The 16089-nt window shown below is 74.6% G+C and carries 14 protein-coding genes; 4 read left to right on the forward strand and 10 right to left on the reverse strand.

What is annotated here, in order from left to right; translation table 11 throughout:
- Window positions 1-158: 158 nt before the first annotated feature.
- Complete coding sequence (locus O7606_RS17360; RefSeq protein WP_281595073.1) at window positions 159-2246, forward strand: SpoIIE family protein phosphatase; 2088 nt, start codon at window positions 159-161, stop codon at window positions 2244-2246.
- Between the two features lie 77 nt (window positions 2247-2323).
- Here O7606_RS17360 and O7606_RS17365 read toward each other — a convergent pair whose 3' ends face one another.
- Window positions 2324-3901, reverse strand: a complete 1578-nt coding sequence (locus O7606_RS17365) for an FAD-binding oxidoreductase (protein WP_281595074.1) — start codon at window positions 3899-3901, stop codon at window positions 2324-2326.
- 98 nt (window positions 3902-3999) lie between these two features.
- Between O7606_RS17365 and O7606_RS17370 the strand changes: the two genes are divergently transcribed.
- Window positions 4000-6096, forward strand: coding sequence for a S9 family peptidase (locus O7606_RS17370; protein ID WP_281595075.1), 2097 nt, complete (start codon window positions 4000-4002; stop codon window positions 6094-6096).
- 100 nt (window positions 6097-6196) lie between these two features.
- On the opposite strand, the gene O7606_RS17375 is transcribed toward O7606_RS17370, so the two are convergent.
- From O7606_RS17375 to O7606_RS17410, 8 genes are all read right to left on the reverse strand, one after another.
- Complete coding sequence (locus O7606_RS17375) at window positions 6197-7156, reverse strand: threonine/serine dehydratase (RefSeq protein WP_281595076.1); 960 nt, start codon at window positions 7154-7156, stop codon at window positions 6197-6199.
- 93 nt (window positions 7157-7249) lie between these two features.
- Complete coding sequence (locus O7606_RS17380) at window positions 7250-7807, reverse strand: TIGR03086 family metal-binding protein (RefSeq protein WP_281595077.1); 558 nt, start codon at window positions 7805-7807, stop codon at window positions 7250-7252.
- A 76-nt stretch (window positions 7808-7883) separates the two neighbouring features.
- Entirely contained in the window at window positions 7884-9422 is a 1539-nt protein-coding gene (locus O7606_RS17385) for a SpoIIE family protein phosphatase (RefSeq protein WP_281595078.1), read from the reverse strand.
- 2 nt (window positions 9423-9424) lie between these two features.
- Window positions 9425-10783 carry a sensor histidine kinase gene (locus O7606_RS17390; protein ID WP_281595079.1) on the reverse strand — a complete coding sequence of 453 codons (1359 nt, stop codon included), beginning with the start codon at window positions 10781-10783 and terminating at the stop codon, window positions 9425-9427.
- Window positions 10783-11790 carry a SpoIIE family protein phosphatase gene (locus O7606_RS17395; protein ID WP_281595080.1) on the reverse strand — a complete coding sequence of 336 codons (1008 nt, stop codon included), beginning with the start codon at window positions 11788-11790 and terminating at the stop codon, window positions 10783-10785. Before O7606_RS17395 ends, O7606_RS17390 begins: the two co-directional genes overlap by 1 nt.
- Entirely contained in the window at window positions 11787-12206 is a 420-nt protein-coding gene (locus O7606_RS17400; protein WP_281595081.1) for an ATP-binding protein, read from the reverse strand. The genes O7606_RS17395 and O7606_RS17400 overlap by 4 nt, the downstream gene beginning before the upstream one ends.
- Window positions 12203-12610, reverse strand: a complete 408-nt coding sequence (locus O7606_RS17405; RefSeq protein ID WP_281595082.1) for an STAS domain-containing protein — start codon at window positions 12608-12610, stop codon at window positions 12203-12205. The genes O7606_RS17400 and O7606_RS17405 overlap by 4 nt, the downstream gene beginning before the upstream one ends.
- Window positions 12610-13476: an STAS domain-containing protein gene (locus O7606_RS17410; RefSeq protein ID WP_281595083.1), complete on the reverse strand. Its 867-nt coding sequence runs from the start codon at window positions 13474-13476 to the stop codon at window positions 12610-12612. Before O7606_RS17410 ends, O7606_RS17405 begins: the two co-directional genes overlap by 1 nt.
- Before the next feature lie 164 nt (window positions 13477-13640).
- On the opposite strand from O7606_RS17410, the gene O7606_RS17415 reads away from it, so the two are divergent.
- A complete protein-coding gene (locus O7606_RS17415; protein WP_281595084.1) occupies window positions 13641-13994 on the forward strand; it encodes an STAS domain-containing protein in 354 nt (117 codons plus the stop codon).
- 5 nt (window positions 13995-13999) lie between these two features.
- Here O7606_RS17415 and O7606_RS17420 read toward each other — a convergent pair whose 3' ends face one another.
- The gene (locus O7606_RS17420) at window positions 14000-15313 is read right to left on the reverse strand and encodes an MFS transporter (RefSeq protein ID WP_281595085.1); all 1314 of its coding nucleotides are present in this window, start codon (window positions 15311-15313) and stop codon (window positions 14000-14002) included.
- Window positions 15314-15362: 49 nt separating this feature from the next.
- Here O7606_RS17420 and O7606_RS17425 point away from each other — a divergent pair, with 49 nt between their 5' ends.
- Window positions 15363-16076, forward strand: a complete 714-nt coding sequence (locus O7606_RS17425) for a FadR/GntR family transcriptional regulator (protein ID WP_281595086.1) — start codon at window positions 15363-15365, stop codon at window positions 16074-16076.
- Window positions 16077-16089 lie beyond the last annotated feature (13 nt).

Genomic DNA, 16089 nt, shown 5'->3' on the forward strand with positions numbered 1-16089 from the left:
GCCCCGCGGGCGTGCGCGGAGAGGCACTTGTGTCGACGTCCGGCGCGGCGGAGGGGAACCCACGCCGGCGTCGACGGCGCGGCCGGCGCGCGGGCGGTCGGAACGGCGCGGCGGGGCGGGCACTTGGATGTGGGTGACGCGGAGGGGAGGATACGGGGGTGGCAGCGGAGGCAACGTCGACGACCGGCGGACCGGAGGAACACGTCCGGCGGGTACGGCTCCCCGCCGACCGCCGCACCCCGGCCACCGCCCGGGCGGTGGTCCGTTCCGTGCTGGCCGAGGCGCACCTGGAGGAGCTGCTCAACGAGGCTCTCCTGCTGACCACCGAGCTCTCCACGAACGCGGTCGAACACGCGCGTACCGACCTGGACGTCGAGGTCGTGGCGGACCGGCTCGGGCTGAGCGTGATGGTGTCCGACTACGCCGCCGGGCCGGTGGACGAGCTGACCGTCGGGGTACGCAACGACTCGGCCGACATCGCCGAGGTCGCCGAGCGGGGCCGGGGTCTGCTGCTGGTCGACCACTTCGCGAGCTGCTGGGGTACGACGTACCTGCCCTCCGGCAAGGGCGTGTGGTTCCGGCTGGACCGACCGGGCGTCGTGCCGGACCGACGGGACGCCCTGGCCGAGGGTCGCCGTCGCGCCCCCTGCGGGGCGGGCGTCGACGAGGACGGGCTCCCGGCGCAGACGACCGCGCCGAGCGCCGCCGCGATGAGCAGCCTGATGCAGACCCGCCCCGACCCGTACGCCGAGGACCCGCTGCCCGACTTCGCCGCCGACCTGCTCACCCGGGTCGCCGAGATGGTGGGGGCCACCGGCGGGCTGGTCCGGGTGGACCGGGGCGACGGTCAGGGCGGGCAGGTGCTGGCCCGGTACGGCCGCCAGCCGCGTACCGACTGTGAGCTGCTCCGGGTGCCGCTGACCGTGCACCGGCCGTACTCGGGTGAGCTGGAGTTGGACGCCGTGCCCTCGGCGTACGCGCGACCGCTCGCCACGCTGGCGGCCGAGCGGCTCTCCCTGCACCTGGAGAACGACCGGTTACGCCGGATGGACCTGCGCCGGCAGGCCTGGTTGACGTTCCTGGCGGAGGCGAGCGAGCTGCTCGCCCAGTCGTTGGACGTCGAGTTGACGATGGCGCTCGTGCCGCAGCTCGTGGTGCCCCGGCTCGGGCAGTGGTGCGCGGTGCACACCACCGACGAGTGGGGGCAGCTCAAGCTCGCGGCGGCCAGCCACGCCGACGAGGCGGTGCTGCCGCACCTGCACAAGGTGCTGCGGGAGACCGGCCCCGACTCGGTCCAGACCCGCCTGCGGGAGGCGTCGCGGCTCGGGTCGCAGGTGCCGTTGGGTGGCCCGATGGAGGGGTTCGCGGTGCCGCTGGTGGCCCGGGGGCAACGGCTCGGCACGCTGGCGGTGGGCCGGCACCAACGGCACCGGCACGACCCGGACGAGGTCGCCGTGCTGGAGGACGTGGCCCGGCGGGCCGCGCTGGCGATCGAGAACGCCCGGATCCACGCCGAGCGGCGGCGGGTGGCGCAGGCCCTGCAACAGTCGTTGCTGCCGCCGGTGCTCCCGGTGGTCGACGGCATCGGTTTCGCCGCCGAGTACGTACCGACCGGTGACGACGCGGAGGTCGGCGGGGACTTCTACGACGTGGTCCCGTTGCCGGACGGCCGTTGGCTGGTGGTGATCGGTGACGTCTCGGGCAAGGGGGTCCAGGCGGCGGCGGTGACCGGGCTGGTCCGGGACGTGATCCGGGTGCTGGTCGGGGACGGCAAACCTCTACCGGAGGCGCTGGCCCGGCTCAACGAGACGCTGGTGGAGCGCGGCGGTGGACGGTACTGCACCCTGGCGCTGGCGGCGGTCGGTCCGGGCGCGGGCCAGCAGCTCGACGTGTCGCTGCACCTCGCCGGGCACGACCGGCCGGTGCTGCTGCGGGGCGCGGGCGGGGCGGCCTTCACCGGTACGGGCGGCACCGCGCTGGGCCTGCTCGACTCGATCGCGTCGCCGACGTCGGAGGTCTCGCTGGACCCGGGCGACGCGCTGATCTTCTACACCGACGGGGTGACCGAGCGGCGGCGGGGACGGGAGCTCTTCGGCCCGGAGCGGCTGCGGGCCGCCGCGGCGCCGCTCGCCGGGTACTCGGCCGACGTGGTGGCCGCCCGCCTCCGGTCCACTACGATCAATTTCTCGCCGGAGGCGCCCCGGGACGACATCGCCGTGCTGGTGATCCGCAACGACATCGGTTGACCAGGCTCTGCGTCGAAGCCTCTGGCCGGCCTGCGGCGGCCTGGCCGCCCGCCGCCGGTGCCGGCCGGCGGGCCGGGTCAGAAGCCGCCCGGCAGCCGGCCGGGGGCGAGGCGCTGGTGCGGGTCGAGGTGCCGCTTGGCCGCGACCAGCCGCGGCAGGGCGGGCAGCTCACCCCAGAGGTCGACGCCCTGCCGGACCGCGGGCGGGGCGGCCAGCACGACACAACGCCCCTGCCGGGCCAGCAGCACGTGCCGGACGGCGGTGAGGATCGCGGCCACCTGGCCCACCGGGGTGCCGCCGGGCAGCACGGCGTGCGCCACCCCGAGACCGACCGAGCCGCGCACCGGCACGGGAGCGCCTGTCGCGTCGCGCAGCGCGTAGATCGCGGCGTGCAGGTCGGTGGCGGGCATGTCGACCCGCAGCGCGATGTCGTCGGGGCGGAACGGGTAGCGCCGCCACCACTGCGGGGGCGAGTCGGCGACGGTCGCCGACTCGCCGAGCACCCGGATCAGGTGGCCCGTCCGCTCGGCCACGTCGGCCGGCCCGCCCTCCAGCAGCACCACCAGGTCACCGGCGCTGGGCGGGGCGGGCCGACGGACCCGCCCGGAGCCGGCGGGGTGCGCCGCGCGGGCCGAGCCCGCCGGATGGGCCGCGCGGGCCGAACCGGCCGGATGGCCGGACCAGGCCGGACCGGACCGGGCGGCGTCGTCGGCGGCCCGGGGCGCCGGGGGCCGGCGGGCGGCGGGCAGGTCCACCTCGATGGCGGCCGGCTCCAGGCCGGCGGCGAGCACCGCCTGGACCAGGTCGTGCACCTCCAGGGGCGTCCAGACCGGACGGGTGACCCACACCCGGCTCGCCGGCAGGGGCTGGACCCGCAGGGTCGCCGAGACCAGCACCCCGAGGCCGCCCTGTGACCCGCAGAGCAGCCGGATCAGCTCCCGCCCGGACGCGCCGCCGGCGGCCTCGACCAGCTCGCCCTCGGCGGTGAGGTAGCGCAGGTCGACGAGCTGGTCGCACGGGCTGCCGTGGCGCAGTCGCAACGGGCCGGCCTCGTCGGCGGCCAGCACGCCGCCGACGGTAGCGCCGGGTGACGGCGCGTCCAGGGCGAGGCGTCGACCGACCCGGCCGAGCACGGCCTGGACGGCGCGCAGCGGGGTGCCCGCGCCGATCTCGACCACCGGCCCGCCGGAGCCCGGACGGGGACCGGCCGGCGTGCCGGGCAGGCCGGGCGGGGCGGGTCGGGGACCGGCGGGGCCGCCGGACGGGGCACGCGGGCCGGCCGGAGCAGCCGCCGGATCGGCCCGGCGGTGCCGCCCGCCGCCGGCCGCCCCGGGCCCGCCCGCCCCGGACGGGTGCCGGATGCCGGCGATCCGCCCGGTGTCGAGCACGATGTCGACCCGGTCGGGCGCGGCCCCCCAGTCGATCTTCGTGCCGGCGCCCCGGGGGACCACCGTCAGGTCGTGCGCGGCGGCCAGCCGCAGCACCTCGGCGGCGGCCGGGGCGTCGCCCGGCACCGCGACCCAGGTGGCCGCGCGGCCGGCGACCTCGTCGGCCGGGCCGGCGGGGCGGACGAACGGCGGACCGCAGATCTCGACGAGCCGACGGGTGACGTCGGCCGGACCGGACCGGTGGGTGATGCACGTGGATCCCGACATGGCGATCATCGTACATGTGTTCGAAAGACGGCGGGGGCGGAACCGCCGGAACCGTCGGCGCGTCACCCGTTCGGGTCACCGGCCGGTAACGTGACCGGGTGACCACCGAGACCCCCGTGCCCGTCGCCAGGCGTGTCCCCGTCGAACGCGTCCACCATGGCGACCCGGTCGTCGACGAGTACGCCTGGCTCGCCACCAAGGACGACCCGGAGACCGTCGCCTACCTGACCGCCGAGAACAGCTACACCGAGGCGCGTACCGCGCACCTGGCCGAGCTGCGCGCCACCCTCTTCGAGGAGACCCGGCGCCGCGTCCAGGAGACCGACCTGTCCGTCCCCGCCCGCAAGGGCGACCACTGGTACTACAGCCGCACCGTCGAGGGGCAGCAGTACGCCGTCCAGTGCCGTCGACGGGTCCGCGACGGCGAGACCGACCCGCCGGTCAGCGTGGACGGCGCGCCGCTGGAGGGCGAGGAGGTGCTGCTCGACGGCAACCTGCTCGCCGAGGGCCACGACTTCCTGTCGCTGGGCGCGTACGACGTGAGCCCGGACGGCCGCTGGCTGGCGTACTCGACCGACTTCGCGGGTGACGAGCGGTACACGCTGCGGGTGAAGGACCTGACCACCGGCGAGGTGCTGGCCGACGAGGTGCCGGACACCTTCTACGGCACCGCCTGGTCGGCGGACGCGTCGGTGCTGTTCTACGTGACCGTGGACGAGACGTGGCGGCCGAACCGGGTGTGGCGGCACACCATCGGCACGCCGGCCGGCGACGACGTGATCGTGTACGAGGAGGCCGACGAGCGGTTCTGGGTGGGCGTCGAGCTGACCCGCTCGGAGCGGTTCATCCTGATCGAGGCGCACAGCAAGATCACCAGCGAGGTGCGGGTCGTCCCGGCCGGCAACCCGACCGGCGAGCCGGCCGTGATCGCCCCCCGCCGGCAGGGCGTCGAGTACTCCGTCGAGCACCACGGGCACCGCTTCCTGATCCTGCACAACGACGGCGCGGAGGACTTCGCCCTGGCGTACACCTCGGCGGACGCGCCGGGCGACTGGGTGCCGATGATCGAGCACTCGCCCGGCACCCGGCTGGAGTCCGTCGACGCCTTCGCCGACCACCTGGTCGTCTCGCTGCGCAGCAACGGCCTGACCGGCCTGCGGGTGCTGCCGGCCGGCAGCACCGACTCGTACGACATCGACTTCCCCGAGCCGCTCTACAGCGTGGGTCTCGACGCGAACCCGGAGTACCGCACGGGTCGGATCCGGTTCCACTACGCGTCGCTGATCAGCCCGGAGTCGGTCTACGACTTCGACCTGGTCACCCGGGAGATGATCCTGCGCCGCCGCAAGCCGGTGCGCCCCGGCCCGGACGGCCGGGAGTTCGACCCGACCGAGTACGAGCAGCGCCGCGAGTGGGCGCTCGCCGACGACGGCACCCGCATCCCGATCTCGCTGGTCTACCGGGCCGGCACCCCCACCGACGGTTCCGCCGGCTGCGTCCTCTACGGGTACGGCTCGTACGAGGCGAGCATCGACCCGTGGTTCTCCATCCCCCGGCTCAGCCTGCTCGACCGGGGCGTGGTGTTCGCCGTCGCGCACATCCGGGGCGGCGGTGAGCTGGGTCGACGCTGGTACGAACACGGCAAGCTGCTGGCCAAGAAGAACACCTTCACCGACTTCGTCGCCTGCGCGCGGCACCTGGTCAAGGCGGGCTGGACGACGTCCGACCGGCTGATCGCCCGGGGCGCCTCGGCCGGCGGTCTGCTGATGGGCGCGGCGGCGAACCTCGCCCCGGACGCGTTCGCCGGCATCGTCGCGCAGGTGCCGTTCGTGGACGCGTTGAACACCATCCTCGACCCGTCGCTGCCGCTGACCGTGACCGAGTGGGAGGAGTGGGGCAACCCGCTGGCCGACCCGGAGGTGTACGCGTACATGAAGTCGTACACCCCGTACGAAAACGTCAGGGCCGTCGACTACCCGGCGATCCTCGCGGTGACCAGCTTCAACGACACCCGGGTCCTGTACCACGAGCCGGCGAAGTGGGTCGCGAGGCTGCGCGCGGTCGCCCCGCAGGGCGACTACCTGCTCAGGACCGAGATGGAGGCGGGACACAGCGGCCCGAGCGGTCGCTACGACTCCTGGAAGGAGGAGGCGTTCCTCAACGCCTGGATCCTGGACCGGCTCGGGCGGGCCTGAGCGCCGTCACCGCTGGCCTCTCCTGGCCACCGCGTCAGGAGGGGCCGGCGTGCCACAGCGCCGGCCGTCAGCAGGGGCCGGCGTGCCGCAGCGCCGGCCGTCAGCAGGGCCCGGCGTCCGGCAGCGCCGCCGCCAACACGTCCGGGTCGACGTTGCCGCCGCTGACCACGGCGACCGTACGGCCGGCGGTCGGCAGCCCGGCCCGGTGGAACAGGTGGGCGGCGAGCGCCACCGCGCCACTCGGCTCGGCCACCAGCCGGGCGTCCCGCAGCAGGACGCCCATCGCGGCCCGGATCTCCTCCTCGGTGACCGTGACGATGCCGTCCAGGTGGGCCCGCAGGTGGGCGAGGGTCAGCGCGGACAGCGGCAGACGCAGCCCGTCCGCGCTGGTCCGGTAGGTGCGTTCGACGCCCCAGACCACCACCTCACCGGTGGCCAGCGACTCCCGGGCCTCGGCGGCCAGCGCCGGCTCCACGCCGAGCACCGTGGCGGCGGGGCGCAGCGCCTTCACCGCCGTGGCGACCCCCGAGGCGAGCCCGCCCCCGCCGACCGGCACCAGCACCAGGTCGACGTCGGGCAGGTCCTCGACGATCTCCAGCCCGACGGTGCCCTGACCGGCGATGATCCACCGGTGGTCGTACGGCGGCACCAGCGCCGCGCCGGTCTCGGCGGCGACGCGTTCCGCCTCGGCGGCCCGACGCGGCCGGGGCACCAGCACCACCTCGGCGCCCAGCGCCCGGATCTGGTCGACCTTGACCCGGGGCGCGCCCTCGGGCACCACCACCGTGCAGGGGACGCCCGCCGCGCGGGCCGCGTACGCGAGGGCCTGGCCGTGGTTGCCGGAGGAGTGGGTGACCACGCCGCGGGCCCGTTGCGCCGCCCCCAGCCGGGCCACCGCGTGCGTCGCGCCGCGCAGCTTGAACGAGCCGACCGGTTGCAGGCTCTCCGGTTTCAGCCACAACCGGTCGTCCCAGCGGGTCGGCAGCAGCGGGGTACGCAGCACGGTGGCCGCGACGTCCCGGGCGGCGGCACGGACGTCGGCGAGCGAGACCAGATCCATCGCTCCATCCTCCTCCCCCGGCCCGCCCACCCCCACCGACCCGGCACGGGCGGGCGTGAGCGGGCGCGAGCGGGCCGGCGCGGGCGACCTGCGTCAGGCGGGAGTGCGGCCGGTCAGGGCCAGCAGCCGCGGCCACGGCTCGGCGTCCGGGTCGACAGGCGTCTCCGCGTCGAACACGCCGGCCTCGCGGGCCTTCGGCGCGAGCGCCGTGGTCAGGTCGAGCAGGGCGGCCACCACGACCGGATCCGGCTCGTACGGCTGCCCGGTCGCCTCGGCCAGGTCCCAGCCGTGCACGGTCACGTCGAGCAGCAGCATGCCACCGACGACCTCCTGCGGCATGCCCATCGCCGGCGAGACGCCCTCCAGCGCGGACGGCGCCGACCAGGCCCGGATCACCCGGTCCACCTCCGTCGCGAAGCGGTCCCGCCAGCCGTCGGCGAGGAAGTCGGGCTTCTCCGCCCATTCGGCGGCCTGCTTCGCGGCCAGCGCCTGGAAGTTGATCACCACCTCGAAGAAGTGGTTCAGCAGATCGCGGACGGTGTACTCGGCGCAGGGGGTGGGCAGGTCGAGCTGGTCGTCGGTGACGCCCCGGACGACGGCCACGGCCCGGGGCGCGGCGGCGGTCAGCAACTCGCTGGTCTTGGTGGTCATGCGGGAAGCCTAGGAGACCGGACGCAGTGGACGGTACCGCCAGGCGGCGGTGATCCGGGCGGGTCTCCCCCGCGACTCAGTGCCGGCGGAGGGCGACGACGGCCACGTCGTCGTGGATCTCCGGGGGCGCCAGCTCGCGCAGCAGCCGCTCGCAGAAGGCGTCCAGGTCGGCATCGACCTCGGTGGCCCGACCGGCCAGCGCGGCCAGCCCCTCGTCGATGGTGGCGTCCCGGCGTTCGATCAGCCCGTCGGTGTAGAGCACCAGCGTCGCGCCGGGCGGCACCACGAACTCCAGGTCCGCCGGCCGGGCCGCCCGGACGCCGAGCAGCGGCGCGGAATGCTGGAGGTACTCGACGCGGCCGTCGACGGCCAGCAACGGCGGCAGGTGGCCGGCGCTGGCCATCCGTACCCGCCCGGTGCCGGGATGCACCAGCAACACGCAGATGGTGGCCAGCTCGTGCGGCAGCAGCGTCCGCATCAGCTCGTTGACCCGGTGCAGGATCACGCCGGGCTGGTGGCCCTCCACCGCGTACGCGCGCACGGCGTGCCGCAGCTCCGCCATCACCGTGGCGGCGTGCAACGAGTGGCCGGCGACGTCGCCGATCGCCATCAGCAGGTGCCCGTCGAGCATCACCAGCTCGTAGAAGTCGCCGCCCACCTCGGTCTGCGCGCTCGCCGGCTCGTACCGGACGGCGAGGTCCAGCCCGGCGATGTCGGGAATCCGGCGGGGCAGCAGGCTGCGCTGGAGGGTCACCGCGATCCGGTGCTCCTCGTCGTAGGAGCGTTGCGCCTCGACGGCCGCCGCGATCGCCTGGGCGAGCTGACGCAGCACCGGCATGCCCGGCATGTTCACCCCGGCCGGCACCACCACGTAGAGCGGCGCCCGGTCCTCCCGCAGCCGGGCGGCGGCCACCGCCAGCCGCTCGCCGGCCGGCCACTCGACCAGCCGCCAGGCGTCCGGGTCGTCGAGGCGTACGGTGGCGCCGGTCGGCACGCCGGTGTCGTCCACCGTCCACGGCACCACCGCGCCCGCCGTGTCCGGCCCGGCGCACACGCCGGCCAGGCAGTCCCCGTCGAAGGTCTCCGCGATCACCGCGGCCGGACTCTGGAAGATCTCCGCCGCGCCGGTGGCCGCCGCCTCCAGCAGTTTGCCGAACGTGGCCGCGGAGTGCACCGCGATGGTGGTGTCGGCCAGCCGGGCCAGCCGTTCGGCGGTCAGCTCGGCCCGCTTGCGGGCCTGGTAGTAGCGCAGCACCGCGTGCGCGGTGGCGACCAGCTCGTCCGGCTCGATCGGCTCGGCCAGGTACGCGTCCGCGCCCCGGGTCAGCCCCTGGGTGCGGTCGACCACGTCGATGGCGTGCGCGGACACGTGGATCACCGGCAGGACCGGATGGGCCGCCTTGATCCGTTCGCAGATCTCGAAGCCGTTGATGTCCGGCAGCCGCACGTCGAGCACCACCAGGTCGATCGGCTCGGCGCCGACCCGGTCGAGCGCCTCGCCACCGGTCTCCGCCTCCAGGGTGCGGAACCCGGCCCGGGTCAGCCAGCTCACCAGCAGGTAACGCTTGGTACGGCTGTCGTCGACCACGAGCACTGTCGCCGGACCGTCCTCCACTGTCACACACCACCCGCGGGCAGGTCGATCGTGAACGTGCTGCCCCGGCCCGGCTCGCTGGTGAGCGTCAGGGCGCCACCGAGCAGGTTGACCAGCCGTCGCGCGTACGGCAGACCGAGGCCGGTGCCGGCGCCGCTGGCCACCCCGGGCACCTGGTAGAACTCCTCGAAGATCCGTTCGTGCAGCTCCGGCGGGATGCCGGCGCCGGTGTCCGCCACGATCAGCCGCCACCGGTCACCGACCTGCTCGGCGCGCATCCGTACCTCACCCTGCTCGGTGAACTTGAGCCCGTTGTGCAGCAGGTTACGCAGCACCCGGGTCAACAGCGCCTCGTCCGAGCGGACGGCCGCCGGGGCGGGCGGCTCCTCCACCACCAGCGCCACCCCCGGCTTGGTGGCCAGCGCGCGCAGGGTGCCCCGCAACTGGCCGAACACCACCCGCAGGTCGACCTCCGCCCAGTCCGGCTCGATCCGGCCCGACTCGGCCTTGGCCAGGTCGAGCAGGTCGTTGACCAGGACGAGCAGGTCGGTCGCCGAGGAACGGATCAGTCCGACCTGGCGGGCCTGCTCCCCGGTGAGCGGATCGGAGGCGGAGTCGGCGAGCAGTCGGGCCAACCCGATGATCGCGGTGACCGGGGCGCGCAGCTCGTGGCTGACGTTGGCCAGGAACCGGCTCTTGGACTCGCTGGCCGCCTTCAACTGGGCGGACTTCTCGTCCAGCTCGGCGTAGAGGGCCACCACGCCCCGGTTGGTCTCCTCCAGCTCCTCGGAGAGCTGACCGTAGAGCGCCACCACGCCCCGGTTGGTCTCCTGGAGCTCCTCGTTGAGCACGGCCAGCTCGTCCCGCTGCCGGCGTACCTCGTCGAGGGCGGCGACGAGCTGCTCGTTCTGCAGGGCGAGCTCGTCCAGCTCGCTACCGGGCGCGCTCTCGCCGAGCCGGGCCCGCAGCTCGGCGAGACGTTGCGCGGTCAACGCCTCGGCGCCGGCCGGGATACGACGGGACATCCGTATGACGGTAACCCCCGCGTCCACGGTGAGTTCCAGACTGTCGACCAACCGGGCCACCGCGGGTGACTGCGGCCGGTACCCGGCGGCGTCGAGCGGAGCCACCGGGGCCAGGTCGACCCGCAGCGCCGGCCGGCCCGCCTCCGTCCCGACGGCGACGAACGTGACGTCCGCGCCGCCGACCGCGTGGAGCAGGTCCCGGCCCACCTCGCTGAGCGCGGTGGCGAGCCGGACCTGGTCCTGGCGCTCCAGCCCCACGGCGGCGGCCACCTCCCGCCCGCGCTGCCGGACGAGGAAGATGTCCCGCTCGACCCGCAGCGGCATCTGGAGCAGCGGAGCGGTAAGCGGAGAGCTCATCACGGGGCCCGGGCGACGAGGACACCGGCGTCGTCCCGGCGCACCCCGCAGTCGCGCAGCACGGTGGCGGCGGTGAGCAACGGGGACCGCTCGGCCAGGCCCGGGTAGTCGGCGAGCTGCCAGCGGTCGGACACCCCGTCGGTGTGCATGACCAGCAGGGCGCGCTCGCCGTACGGGTAGTCGTACTCGCGGACCACGGGGCGCTGGTGCCCGGCGATGCCGGGCAGCGAGACCAGCCCGCGCCGCCGGCCGTCGTCGACCACGGTGGCGGAGATGTTGCCGAGGCCGGCGTAGCGGAGCCGCCCGCCGGGCCGGTCCAGCTCGGCGACCGCGAGCGCGGCGCCCCGGGTGTGCGCCAACGCCCGGTGCAGGTGCTCGACCACCGTCTTCGGCGACCCGGCCGGGGCGTCCCGGAAGGCGGCGAGCGCGGCGTCGGTGGCGACGGCGGCCAGCGGACCGTGGCCGAGCCCGTCACTGACCAGCACCTGCGGCCGGCCGTCGACGACCCGGGCGGCGAAGCCGTCGCCGCAGCGGGTCTCCCCGGTCAGCGGTCGGGTGAGACCGGCCGCCCACTCCTGCCCGGGCGGGTCCGCCGGCCAGACCTGCACGACGAACACGGTGCCCCGGCCGGACCGGGAGTACCCGTCGTACCAGCTCGCCTGCCGGACGATCGCGCCCAACCCGATGCCGAGGGTGCCGGTGGTGGAGTGCCCGTCCTGCGAGGACACCGTCAGGTCGGCCATGCCCGGCCCGGAGTCGACGGCGACCATCTCCACGCCGGCCTCGCCGCCGCTGCGCACCGGCCGGAGCAGCAGGACGCCCTCGTCGGCGTGCTTGACCAGGTTGCTGGTCAGCTCGGCGGCGACGATCGCCAGGTCGGCGGTGCGCCGCGCGCCGAGGTGGAGCTGCGCGCCGAGGCGTTCGGCGGCCCGCCGTACCCCGCTGGCCGCGCCACTGCTCTCCACCCGGAACCAGATGCCCTGGTCCGGTACGGGGTCACCGGTCATCGGGACCACTTCGTCACGGTGATCCGGGTGCCCTTGCCGGGTGCGGTGTCGATGTCGAAGTCGTCCACCAGGCGACGCGCGCCGCTGAGCCCCAGCCCCAGCCCGCCGCCGGTGGTGTAGCCGTCGGTCAGGGCGAGGTCCAGGTCGACGATGCCCGGACCGGAGTCGGCGAAGACGATCCGCACGCCACGGCGACGGCCGTTGTCGGCGGTCATCACCTCGGCCGTGCCGCCGCCGCCGTACACGAGCGTGTTGCGGGCCAGCTCGCTGGCGGCGGTGACCAGCTTGGTCTGGTCGACCAGGGAGAGCCTGACGGCGACCGCGACGGTACGCACCAACTGGCGTACCCGCACCACGTCCTCGTCGCTCCGGATCACCTGCGCCTCGGGACGGCCCAGGTCGACGCCGGTGGTCATGGTGACGTCGCCGTCTCGGGACCGGGGTCGTCGGGGTCGGCGTACTCGTCGGCGCGGGCCGCCGCGATCAGCTCCATGCCGCGTTCGACGTTCAGGGCCGTCCGGATGCCGTTGAGCGACAGGCCCAGCTCGACCAGGGTGATGGCGACCGCCGGACGCATCCCCACCACCACGGTCTCGGCGTCGAGCACCTTGGAGATGGAGGCGATGGTGGACAGCATCCGGCCGATGAACGAGTCGACGATGTCCAGCGCGGTGATGTCGATGATCACCCCGTGGCAGCCGGTGGCGACGATCCGCTCGGCCAGGTCCTCCTGGAGTTGCAGGGCGGTCTGGTCCTCCATGTCCACCTGGATCGAGACCAGCAGGATGTCGCCGATCTTGAGGACCGGCACCCGTTCCATCAGAACTCCCGGCGGGCGCGGCGGTGGGTGGTGGTCTCCACGCCGGTCAGCCGCAGCACGTGCCGCAGGGCGTCGGCGAGGCTGGCCTTGGTGGCGATGTCCCCGAACTCGATGCCGAGCGCCACGATGGTCTGGGCGATCTGCGGCCGGATCCCGGAGATGATGCAGTCGGCGCCCATCAGCCGGGCGGCCACCACGGTCTTGAGGATGTGCTGGGCGACCTGGGTGTCGACGGCCGGCACGCCGGTGATGTCGATGATCGCGTACGGCGAGCCGGTGTCGACCAGGGTCTGGAGCAGGCGCTCCATCACCACCTGGGCGCGGGCGGAGTCGAGGGTGCCGACCAGCGGCACGGCGACGACGCCCTCCCAGAGCTTCACCACCGGGGTGGAGAGTTCGAGTAGCTGTTCGGCCTGGTCGGCGATCAGGCTCTCCCGGGTGCGGACGTAGCTCTCGAAGGTGAACAGCCCCATCTGGTCGACCAGGCCGGAGTAGGCGACGAAGTCACGCAGCCGGTTGGGGTCGTCACCGGCGCCCTCCAGCAACTCCAGCAGCACGTCCTTGAAGGTGTAGATGCTGGCCGCCGTCTCGGTGGCGGTGAACCCCTGCCGGGCCCGGCTGCGGGACAGCTCGGCCAGGACGGCACGCAGCTCGGCGGCCGGCTCCGAGGCGAGGTCCGTCAGCCCCTCGGCGCCTGCGATGATCATGCTACGGTGCAGATCCTGCACCTGGCCACGGAACTCCGCGTGGCTGAGTCGGCCACGGAGCGACGCCGCGATGATCTCGGTCCAGCGTTCCGTGATCCGCTCGGCCTGCTCGGCGAGCAGGTCGGCGAGCCGTCCGCTTGCTTCCGTGCTCAGCGCCATCGGTAACCCCCTCCACCTGGACCGGGCGGACTCTATCACCAGGTCAGGAAAACTAGTTGTTCCAGGGCAAAGAAATGGCCACGCCCACCTGCGGCGCTCCCGTTCTGCGCCGCAGCCCGCCGGTGGGATACCGTTCCACCCGACAACAGCAGGAGGTCTGGCGAATGTCCCTGACGGTGCACACGGAACAGCGCGGCGACGTGGTCGTGGTCTCGGTCGCGGGCGAGCTCGACATGGCGACCGCCCCGCAGTTGCAGGACCAGATCACCGACCTGCTCGACAAGGGCCGCAGCCGGCTGGTCTTCGACCTGGCGAACGTCTCGTTCTGCGACTCGACCGGGCTGTCGGTGTTCGTGCGCGCCAAGAACAACTGCGACGAGGCCGGCGGGGTGGTCCGGCTCGCCGCGCCGCAGCGCGGGGTGCTGCGCATCCTGGAGGTCAGCGGCCTGGTCGAGGTGTTGCAGACCTACCCCACCGTCGACGAGGCGGTGGCCGGGGAGCAGACCCCGGCCTCCTGAGCCGCTCACCGCTCGTCCTCGATGTGCCGGGGGCGGGCGATGGCCAGCCCGGCGACGGTCTGCCCGACCGCCGCGAGCAGCAGCAACCCGATCGGCGCCGACCAGCCCCCGGTCACCTCGTAGAGGATGCCGACGAGCAGCGGTCCCGGCGCGGCGATCAGGTAGCCCGTGCTCTGCGCGAACGCCGACAGCACCACCGTCCCCTCCGCCGTGCGCGCCCGCAGGCCGATGGTGGTCAGGATGAGCGGGAACGCGCCCTGCCCGACGGCCAGCAGGAACACCCAGAGCAGCGCCAGGTCGTGCGGGGCGAGCGCCATCCCCAGGTACGCCAGCATCATCGCCGCCGACAGCACCAGGATCAGCGGACGCAGGGTGCGTAGCCGGCCGGCGACGGTCGGCATGACCAGCGCGATCGGCACCCCGAAGGCGGTCACCCCGGCGAGCAGCAGCCCGGCGTCCTGCGGTTGGTAGCCGGCGTCCCGGAAGAGCTGCGCCAGCCAACCCATGACCACGTACCCGCTCAGCGACTGCGCCCCGAAGTAGACGGCCATCGCCCAGCCGAGCCCGGTCCGTCCCGGCCGGAGCCGGCTGCGAGGCGACGCGGTCGCCGTGCGGCCCGCGCGCCGCGCGGCGGCCCGCGCCCGCAGCGCCAGCGGCGCCCACGGGAGTACGGCCACCGCCGCCACCAGGGCCCACACCCCGAGCCCGGCCCGCCAGGAGCCGAACGCGTGCGCCACCGGCACCGCCGTGGCGGCGGCGACCGTCGTGCCCAGCGTCATCGCCACCGTGTACGCCCCGGTGACCAGCCCGGTGCGGTGCGGGAAGTGCTGCTTGACCAGCATCGGCAGCAGGATGTTCGCCACCGCGATCCCGGCCAGGGCCAGCGCGCTGGTCAGCAGGAAGACCACGGCCGAGTCGGTGAGCACCCGCAGCGCCTGCCCGAGGGCCAGCGCCGACATCGCCACCACCAGCACCCGGGCCGGGGCCACCTTGCGGACCAGCCACGGGGTGAACGCGCCGAAGAACGCGAACGCGACGGTGGGCAGCGTGGTGACGAAGCCGGCCAGCGCGCCGGACAGACCCAGCCCGGCGCGCACCTCGTCGAGCAGCGGCCCGAGGCTGGTGATCGCGGCGCGCAGGTTCAGCGCGACGAGCAGCATTCCGGCGAGCACCAGCAGGCCGCCGGCGCCCGGCCGTACCGTCGGGGTGGGAGCGGGGGTGACCGGCGCGCGGGTGGCGGGGGCGGCGGCCACCGTGGTGGGGCCGGGCGTGGCGGGGGTTGTGACGGGCTCCGCGAGGGCGGCTGCTGGCGGGGTCATGACCTCGAACCTACAATCATGGGATGAATCTCGGCGGGAGATGTAACCAGTGACACCGGCGGTTGATTCCTCGACCGTGCCGCCGCGCGGCCGGCGGGTGAGCGAGACGATCGAGCAGCTCAGAGCGCGGATCCTCAGCGGTGAGTGGCCGCTGGGCGGGCGCATCCCGACCGAGCCGCAGCTCGTCGCCGCGCTCGGTGTGGGGCGGAACACCGTCCGGGAGGCGGTACGCGCCCTGGCGCACGCCGGGGTGCTGGAGTGCCGACAGGGCTCCGGCACGTACGTGGTGTCGACCGACGAGCTGGCCCCGGTGGTGGCCCGCCGGCTCACCGACCCGGGGACGGGCGCCGACCGGGTCGACGAGGTCCGGATGGCCGAGGCGGTCGAGGTACGCCGGGCCTTCGAGGTGGAGGCGGCCCGGCTGGCCGCGGTACGGCGTACCCCGGAGGACCTGACCGCGCTGGACGCGGCGCTGGCCGAGCGGGAGGCGGCCTGGCACGGCGGCCGGGTCGACGAGTTCGTCGAGGCCGACGCCCGACTGCACGTGGCGGTGGTGGCCGCCGCGCACAACGCCATGCTCGCCGAGTTGTACGCGTCGTTCGGCGCGGCGCTGCGGGCCACCGTCGCCCAGGCGATGGGCGGCGCCCTGGCGGCCGAGCGGTACGTCGACCACGCTCGCCTGGTGGCGGCGATCCGGGCCGGCGACCCGGACCGGGCGGCCCACGAGGCGGGCGCGTTCCTGGAGCACCCGGCCAGGGCATAGGTTGTCCCGGATG

Origin of the sequence: Micromonospora sp. WMMD882, assembly GCF_027497255.1 — a bacterium.
GTDB lineage: Bacteria > Actinomycetota > Actinomycetes > Mycobacteriales > Micromonosporaceae > Micromonospora.

Bases quoted from the DNA above. Each gene is read 5' to 3' on its own strand.
- O7606_RS17365 (WP_281595074.1), bottom strand. From the start codon at position 3,901: ATGTCGGGATCCACGTGCATCACCCACCGGTCCGGTCCGGCCGACGTC.
- O7606_RS17375 (WP_281595076.1), bottom strand. From the start codon at position 7,156: ATGGATCTGGTCTCGCTCGCCGACGTCCGTGCCGCCGCCCGGGACGTC.
- O7606_RS17380 (WP_281595077.1), bottom strand. From the start codon at position 7,807: ATGACCACCAAGACCAGCGAGTTGCTGACCGCCGCCGCGCCCCGGGCC.
- O7606_RS17390 (WP_281595079.1), bottom strand. From the start codon at position 10,783: ATGAGCTCTCCGCTTACCGCTCCGCTGCTCCAGATGCCGCTGCGGGTC.
- O7606_RS17395 (WP_281595080.1), bottom strand. From the start codon at position 11,790: ATGACCGGTGACCCCGTACCGGACCAGGGCATCTGGTTCCGGGTGGAG.
- O7606_RS17400 (WP_281595081.1), bottom strand. From the start codon at position 12,206: ATGACCACCGGCGTCGACCTGGGCCGTCCCGAGGCGCAGGTGATCCGG.
- O7606_RS17405 (WP_281595082.1), bottom strand. From the start codon at position 12,610: ATGGAACGGGTGCCGGTCCTCAAGATCGGCGACATCCTGCTGGTCTCG.
- O7606_RS17410 (WP_281595083.1), bottom strand. From the start codon at position 13,476: ATGGCGCTGAGCACGGAAGCAAGCGGACGGCTCGCCGACCTGCTCGCC.
- O7606_RS17415 (WP_281595084.1), top strand. From the start codon at position 13,641: ATGTCCCTGACGGTGCACACGGAACAGCGCGGCGACGTGGTCGTGGTC.
- O7606_RS17420 (WP_281595085.1), bottom strand. From the start codon at position 15,313: ATGACCCCGCCAGCAGCCGCCCTCGCGGAGCCCGTCACAACCCCCGCC.